The organism is Caldivirga sp. UBA161, assembly GCF_002506515.1.
GTDB lineage: Archaea > Thermoproteota > Thermoprotei > Thermoproteales > Thermocladiaceae > Caldivirga.
On the sequence record NZ_DAXS01000030.1, the window covers coordinates 1 to 7,954 of the forward strand.

Below are 7,954 nucleotides of genomic sequence, written 5' to 3' on the forward strand. Positions count from 1 at the left end.
GTGGGTGATTTGAGGGGTGGTGTTGGTACACCCTACATTGTCTATGATGCCAGGAGGGATAAGCATTGGTTACTATTCACTGGTTGGAGTGACCCCACTGGCCTTAAGAGGGAGGGGTTTGTTGCGCCAATTGATGAGGATCTTAATGTTGATTTAAGTGGATTAAAGAAGATATTGCCTTCAACATTCCCTGAGCCAGCAGATTACACTAATAATACTGTTAGGGGATTGTATAATGAGGCTAAGGATGAGTTCTACGTTGTTTCAACCCACGGTAAGAATTCATATATTTTTGTCTTTAACAGTGATTGGAGCCTTAAGGGTTATAAGCCATTGATCGTTAGGGATTACGTCTGGGATTCCGGTGTACCAATCAGGCCCACTGGCGCTTACGGTAATATTAGGGATGCCTTAGCCGTGGCGCCTATTGACTCTTCTAGGGCTATTGGGTTATTCATGGTTAGGAATATTGATGATTTAAGTGAACTTAAGATTGAGGATTGGGGTGAATTGGGCCGTTGGGGTAGTGGTAATGATGTAATAGACTTCACCACATTGCCTAGGCTTCAAGTGTTCGTTGAGGTTGATTCACCAAATAAGTGGGTTATCCAAACCTACATTGGGCCAAGCCTAGATGAATTAAGTAGCATTAATGATTTAAGGGATATCTCAATACTTGAAGCATCAATAATGCCGTTACTGGGCCTAGATGAATCACTCACCCAGGTAGGCCACCCACACTACACCACACTCCCGGATGGTAAGCCTAAACTACTTATAGCATCCTTCAGGGATACTTGGAGTACTAGGCTTGATACTAAGAGGGAGGGCTATACTCATGAGGTTTGGGCAGTATACGTTGATGAGGGAATCTTCAACCCAATGAATTACGGTGAATTAAGGGGATTATTCAACGGTAGTGAAAGTAAGTGGATTTACGTGCCTGGGGCCAGTAGGTTAATGATTTCAATAAGTGGTGATGCTGAATTACACATGAGGCTGGATCCGCATGATGATGTGGAGGAGGTGGTTAAGTTAAGTAGGGGGTTGAATATTGTGGGTAATCCAGCAACATGGATTAAGTTAAAGGCAAATACTCAAATAAAGGCAACAATAAAGGCGGTGGTAGGTTAATTAATTAACCCCCTATAAAATCTAAAAACTTAAAGTCACTTACCTCCTATCCTCTCCTTCTCAAGCCTTACTGCCTGGCTAATCCAAACAATGGCATATTAGCTTATCTTCCACCCCAAGAACTTATAGCTACACTACTCCTTAAACCTATACACCTCCTCACGGTTAACTCATACTTCTCAAGAAACTAAAATAGTGAACTACACAATATTAAGCATCAATTAGGAGGCTAATACAAGGCTCTTCAATAAAAATCCTTCCCTAAAGGGAGGGGTACGCCATTTAACTTTCACCATTTAATGCTTTAAAACTCACCAACACTCCGTATCTATGGTTGTTGGTGTTAGGGGTAGGGTTTCTTTGGATGGTTTTTGGGGTTTTAGGCTTGATCCGGGTAATGTTGGTGAGGTTAGTGGTTGGTTTAGGGGTTTTGAGGCTTTTGATAGGGTTTATGTGCCGGCTAGTTGGAATGAGCAGAATGCTGATTGGGATCAGTATTCTGGTGTTGCTTGGTATGAGTTTGAATTCCACGTGCCTAGGGAGTTTAGGGGCTTGGTGCCTTGGATAGTGTTTGAGGGTGCTGGTTACTTGACTAGGGTTTGGGTTAATGGTGAATTCGTGGGTGAGCATGAAGGCTCATTCACAATGTTTAGGTTTAAGATACCTGCAATTAAGTATGGTGACTGGAATAGGGTTGTGGTTAAGATTGATAATACCCTGAAGCCAGACAACATACCGCCTGGTGAGGGTTTGAATGCAACATACTTCGACTTCTTCCATTATGGTGGTGTTCATAGGCCTGTTTGGGTTGAGTTCACTAGCGGCTGCTTCATTGATGATTTAATCATTGTTACTAGGCATGATGGTTACCTTAAGGTTCAGCCTAATGTGAATTGCAGTGGGCCATTTAGGCTTAACGTTGAGTTGATTGATGGCGGTGGCTCAGTGGTTTACAGTAGGGCCACTGAGGGTGCGTTTGAGGATTATGTTAAGGGTGTTGAGGCTTGGGGTATTGAACACCCAATGCTTTATAGGCTTGAGGCTAAGTTGATTACTAATGGTGAGGCTGTGGATGAGGTTGTTGAGCGTATTGGCTTCAGGACCTTTGAGGTTAGGGCCAGTGGCTTCTACCTTAATGGTGAGTCAATATTCCTGAAGGGCTTTGGGAGGCATGAGGATTATCCAATATTCGGTAGGGCACTACCTGGGCCTGTTTTAATTAGGGACTTCTACAATATGAGGAGGATTAACGCCAACTCCTTTAGGACAAGCCACTACCCATACTCCAATGCCCACCTTGACTTGGCTGATGAATTCGGCATACTGGTAATCCTTGAGGCCCCATTGGTTGGGCTTAGGGATTACCACTTTAGGAACCAAGGCTACTTGGAGAAGGCTAAGCGTATTATTAGTGAGGTGATTAGGCAGCATAGGAATAGGCCAAGTGTCGTAATGTATAGTGTGGCTAATGAACCTGACAGCACTACTGATGAGGCTAGGGCATTCCTAGGTGAGTTAATTAATCATGTTAAGTCAATTGACCCAACTAGGCCAGTAATATATACGTCGCATAGGCACCTTAATGATAAGGCATTGGGGCTTGGTGATGCAGTAGCCTTAAACACATACTTCGGCTGGTATAGTGAAACAGGTGATATTGAGGCTGGTGTGGTTAAGCTTAACCAACTGCTTGAGGAGGTCCACTCAAGGAACCCAGATAAGCCAATAATCATAACTGAATTCGGGGCAGAAGGCTACCCAGGACTACACCACGACCCACCAGTAGCATGGAGTGAGGAGTATCAGGAATTATTCCTAAGGAGGTACATTGAGGAATTAGCCAAGAAACCATACGTAAGGGGAATACACATATGGAACTACGCAGACTTCAGGACGCCGCAAAACCCAAGGAGGGTAATACTAAACACTAAGGGCCTATACACTAGGGATAGGAGGCCTAAGTTAGCCACTAAGACAGTAGCCGAATTATTCTCAAAACTAAAGTAGGTTTAAAGCCACCCCAATTCCTTAGCCTTATCCTTAACGTTACATAGGTATACGTTTAGCTTCCTACCCTTATCTGATGTAAATACTATATATTCATCATTTGGCGTGAATATTGGATGAGGGTGTGCATCATTAACCCATGATGAGTCATGCCTGCAGAGTAACATCATATTAACCTTAAGTTCACTTTCATCATACCTAATTAAGGCTATATACTTGTCACCATCCTTAAAATCACTGGTCAAGTATCCTCTATCCCCAACAACTATTTTAGCCGTACTATTAGCCTTAATGTGACCCGGCTTAGGGCCTGGGTACTTGAATAACCTTAAGCCTGACCCATCTGGATTAATGAACATGTCGTAGTAAACCCAGTCACCACTACCTGGCCTTGAACGCCTACCGTACTGTGCAATTACGCGCCCATCATTAGTGAAGAATTCATGACCAATCATTTCAATAAGGCGCCTTTGCACGTATAGTGGCCAATACTCGTAGGTATCAGCCCTAATTATATGCATTCTTTGAACCATGAACCAAGGCCCCTCATGATTAAATAGTATTTCGTTAGGGTCAACTGGATTAATATTAACATGTGTAATCCACTCAGATTCACCCCAAACTACATCAGATTCATTACTCGCAGTATTCAGTCTAACTATAATACTCCTAGGCTTAAGGAACATGCTTAATTTAAAGCTTTCCCTAACCTGAAACTCAGTGAACCTATCCTTTAAAACCTCAGAGTAGGCGAAGGCTACGTAGTTGCCATCGCTTGAACAAGATAGTATTGAACCATTAAAGCCCCTTGGTATCTTATAAATAATCTCATCGCTTAAGTCACTTATGTGAACCCTCTTAAGTACACCACCCTTAGCCCAATAATAAACCACATTATGTATAGCATCCAGGCATGGCTTACTGGGTGGCGTGCCTCCTGGATCTTCAGTTAATTGAACAGCCTCATTCTCATTAAACCTAAGTAGGAAGAGCTGCCAATCGCCGTTGACCCTTGATGAAATGACCATGGCGTCACCATCCCTTGTGAATAAGTTCTGCGTGAAGTACGGGTGCCTTGAGTCACTTAAGTTGCTTGTAAAGTTAATTACCTGAACCTTAGTTTCAGGATCAGTGGACTCAATTGGCTTTAACTTAATAACAGTACCCTTACTCAAGTCTACCACCCGTTAGCCCGCATAGTAAAATGAAACCTCCGCCTCACAAGGTAATGGCGTATTTGATGCATTCACTAACTCATAGTAGGCCTCCGTTAAATTGAAGTAGGTTACAGCGCCATTGGCTAGGATCCTTATTGTATGCCAACCCTTAGGTAACCCGTATAGGTCAAGCATATACCATGTTGAGGTTAAGTTGGTGGCAATAACTTTACCATCTAATACTACAGTGAAACTGCTTGGAGCCTTACCAACATAAGTCCACCTAATAAGCATGGTGTATCCATTCAATACAATGTAATTCGTGGTATTTAACATCGATGGCTGATGAGTGTAAACAGTGTAATTGTTTAGCGGTTGTGCAATAGCTATGATTGTTGCATTAGGAGTCTCACCCCTGTAAAGCATTATTAACGCCTTTAAAAGCACAAGGTAATAATATCCCCATCCACCCTGCCACTTCCCCATGCATCCAGTGCTATTTAGAAATGTGGGTTCAATGTCTTGCGAATACTCTGGACTATACTGGTCCAGGTAGGGTCCAGTGGGGTGTAGGCATTCACCGGAGAATTGATTCCAATCATTAATTATAATGAACTTGGGCCTATAAATCATTGGGATAACCCACTCCTGAATTAACGTTGCACCATTCTCCCTACCCACTGCACCTGGTGCAGTCCATCCAACATCATTGGGTTTAATATCTGGGAAGAAGGCTGTTGACACCGTGACGGCTAGTGGTGATTCATTACAATAAACTATAATGGGCGTTAATACGCCATCCATCCAACTCCAATAGCACCATGGATTATCATGATATGGCTTTGAGGGTGGTGCATTCATTATATTTTCTAGGTGAAACCCCATGAAGAATATTGTGAACCTAGGGTCCCTAAACGTGTGGTTGGTGAAGCTACCATCAAGCATAATTAGAGTAGGCTTACCATTATAGTAAAATAATGATGTGTTTAAATCAGGATTATTAACATAGTGAGTATATACCCAGTTAAGTATGTAGTTCAATACTTGGGCACTGGCCCTATGTGGCCCATTATCAATACCAATGAGGATAATAACCTTAGGGTGTGGTAGGTGGGCTAGGTCCATTTCATGATAAACCTCAAGCAACTGCGTCGTATGGTCAATGTAAAGCCAATTAATCTGCGATATATCCTGAACCATTGTTGCTGGACTCCAGTCAATTAATACTGCATCAACACCAGCCCAACTTAACCACAATGCCTCTTGCTCAATAATAGCAGAGGTATTACTCCAGTAAGCAGTTAATGGCACTGCCTCACTGGACGGACCATATGATGGGAAGAATGGCTTATACTCAATCACAATATAAGTGCGCTGCTTCAAAGCTGTAGCCCCCCGTAAAGGCGATGTGATAAGCATAGTGGTAAGTAACCCCACTACACAAATAATAACCACTATCACCACAATAAGGATTACTCCTCTAGTTCTCATAACTTAACCCTTATTTAAGGATGCTTATATTAATAATATAGTACCATTGTTCAGCATCTAATGTAACGATGTGAATTTAAATTAAACTCGATTAAACTCAATTACTACACAATCTTAGAGGCATTATGATAGGCATTGTACATTGTCTGAATACACCCTTATTAGGTAGTGATTACTAATTAGCCTGGTGAAATCATGTTAAGTAAAAGTTGCGGATCAATGGGAGTTAAAGTGATTTATGGTTCATTAATGACTGTACTAGTACTGCTCCTTGTACTAACCATTAAAGCGGCTTATGCACAACAGACCCAGATAACGGCTGCTGTACCTACAACTATAGTTTACGCTCCAGGCGTACCAGTCTGGAATCCATACGACCCAGATAATTTAATGAGCCGTGCTGAGACATGGACTGCATTAGCCGCATACAATACACTTAATGGTAAGTGGTGGCCCTTACTAGCCGATAACTGGAGTATTCAAGTTCTTCCTAATGGTTCAGGTATTTTAACTATTTACCTTAGGAAGGGCCTATATTGGTTTAATGGTTCAGCTGTAATGCCCTTCACTGCATGGGATGTCTACGCCTACTTCTACATAGGCGTTAAGGCGTTTGGATGGTATTACCCATATATTAATAATAGTTACGCTGATGAGGATATTAGGGTCATAAACAATTACACAATACAATTCCTATTCCAAAGATGGAGCCCAACGGAGTACATGTATTTACTAATGTCAGCACCGGAGACCCCTTACCCTGTTTGGAAATGGGCTATTGAAGCATTAAAGACTATGAATACTACTCAGGCGAGAATCTATGGTAATAACAATATAACTAAGTACGTTGCACCCTATTGGGGCCTTAGTCCATGGTATGTATCAGCCATTACACCAAACTACATAGTGCTCTCCCTTGAACCTGAATCACTCCTTAATTCCTGGGAAGAAATGTTCCCGATAAACTCATTCAATTACTTTAACCCAATAACATATTGGTTTGTTGGTGGTGCAGCAACCACTGATGTTGCTGCGCTTGAATCAGGTAAGGCACAGTGGGCTTGGATAGGTATGCCTTGGGCCATGCTTGAATCAGTAAATAAGAGTGGGGTATCATTTGTACTCGTACCATCATTCACTGGGCATGGATTAGTGCTGAATCCACGCGTGTACCCATTCAATAACCCGTATGTTAGGCAAGCCTTCTGCTATGCAATGAATAGGACTGAGATGATTATAGCTGAGGGTGCGGGACCATTAGGCATACCTAACTACATGTCAGTACCAATACCACCATACGCGCTTTATACTTACCCTGCTTCAGTACAGGAGGTGGCTCAACCATGTTCATTCAACCTAACTAAAGCAATTCAATTATTTGAGAAAGGGGGTTTAATTGTTAAGAATGGGCAGGTTTACTTACCTAATGGTTCATCACTTAAATTACTCGTCATAGTACCTTACCAAGGCGAAGCTAATGCAATAGAGGCCACTGCTAAGGACTTGGCGGCAATAGGTATTACCGTTAACGTATATATTGATGCAGCATGGGCAAGTGATTGGCCTAATGGATACTTTGAGGCTGCGTCATTCCAAGTATATAATCCATCAGACATGGCTTACGGCAGTTCATGGAGGTATTTTGACGCTTGGTGGGCATTCATAGGGGGTTATGCATCAGCAACTCCATTAATTGCACCATATCATAACGTGAGCAGTGTATGGCCTTTCGCCTGGCCTAATGGTACATGCACACCAGTAACAGCACCTGTGGCGCCTCCATTAAATTCAACAATAGTGTGGTGCGTTAACTCAACGTACGGTTACATCAACTTGACTAATTGGCAGAATTGGTATGGATTATTATCACCAGGCACTAGTGGGTATGATTATTCACTTGAGGTCTTTCTAGCATGGTGGAGGTTCTTCGAACCCTCAATACCTTATGATGATGGCTACTCACCCCTTGAATATAATCCAAAAGTCATTGATGCTGGGTGGCTGATGCTACAATGCATACCATTAACCATTAGGCTTGATGCATCAGAATCATTATTCGGAATGTGGGCTGTAACTAATCCCCAATTACTACCAGGCTTATCAATAGGTGCCTATGCTCCCCCTGGTGTTGTTCCTCCTTTGGCTGAGGCTATTGCTAATGGTTC

The 7,954-nt window shown here is 42.4% G+C and carries 5 protein-coding genes; 3 read left to right on the top strand and 2 right to left on the bottom strand.

Features of this window, described 5'->3' with window-relative positions; genetic code table 11:
- On the top strand, positions 1–1,134 hold a 1,134-nt coding region (locus tag BP896_RS03575; protein WP_414633184.1), incomplete at its 5' end, for a hypothetical protein.
- A gap of 330 nt (positions 1,135–1,464) precedes the next feature.
- On the top strand, positions 1,465–3,141 hold the full coding sequence (locus BP896_RS03580) for a glycoside hydrolase family 2 TIM barrel-domain containing protein (protein ID WP_291765749.1): 1,677 nt from the start codon (positions 1,465–1,467) through the stop codon (positions 3,139–3,141).
- Positions 3,142–3,143: 2 nt separating this feature from the next.
- Here BP896_RS03580 and BP896_RS03585 read toward each other — a convergent pair whose 3' ends face one another.
- Together BP896_RS03585 and BP896_RS03590 are read right to left on the bottom strand one after the other, a co-directional pair.
- On the bottom strand, positions 3,144–4,316 hold the full coding sequence (locus tag BP896_RS03585; RefSeq protein ID WP_291765751.1) for an oligogalacturonate lyase family protein: 1,173 nt from the start codon (positions 4,314–4,316) through the stop codon (positions 3,144–3,146).
- Between the two features lie 12 nt (positions 4,317–4,328).
- A complete protein-coding gene (locus tag BP896_RS03590) occupies positions 4,329–5,681 on the bottom strand; it encodes a hypothetical protein (RefSeq protein WP_291765752.1) in 1,353 nt (450 codons plus the stop codon).
- A 303-nt stretch (positions 5,682–5,984) separates the two neighbouring features.
- Here BP896_RS03590 and BP896_RS03595 point away from each other — a divergent pair.
- Positions 5,985–7,954 (top strand): ABC transporter substrate-binding protein (locus tag BP896_RS03595; RefSeq protein WP_291765754.1); only part of this gene is annotated, 1,970 nt, incomplete at its 3' end.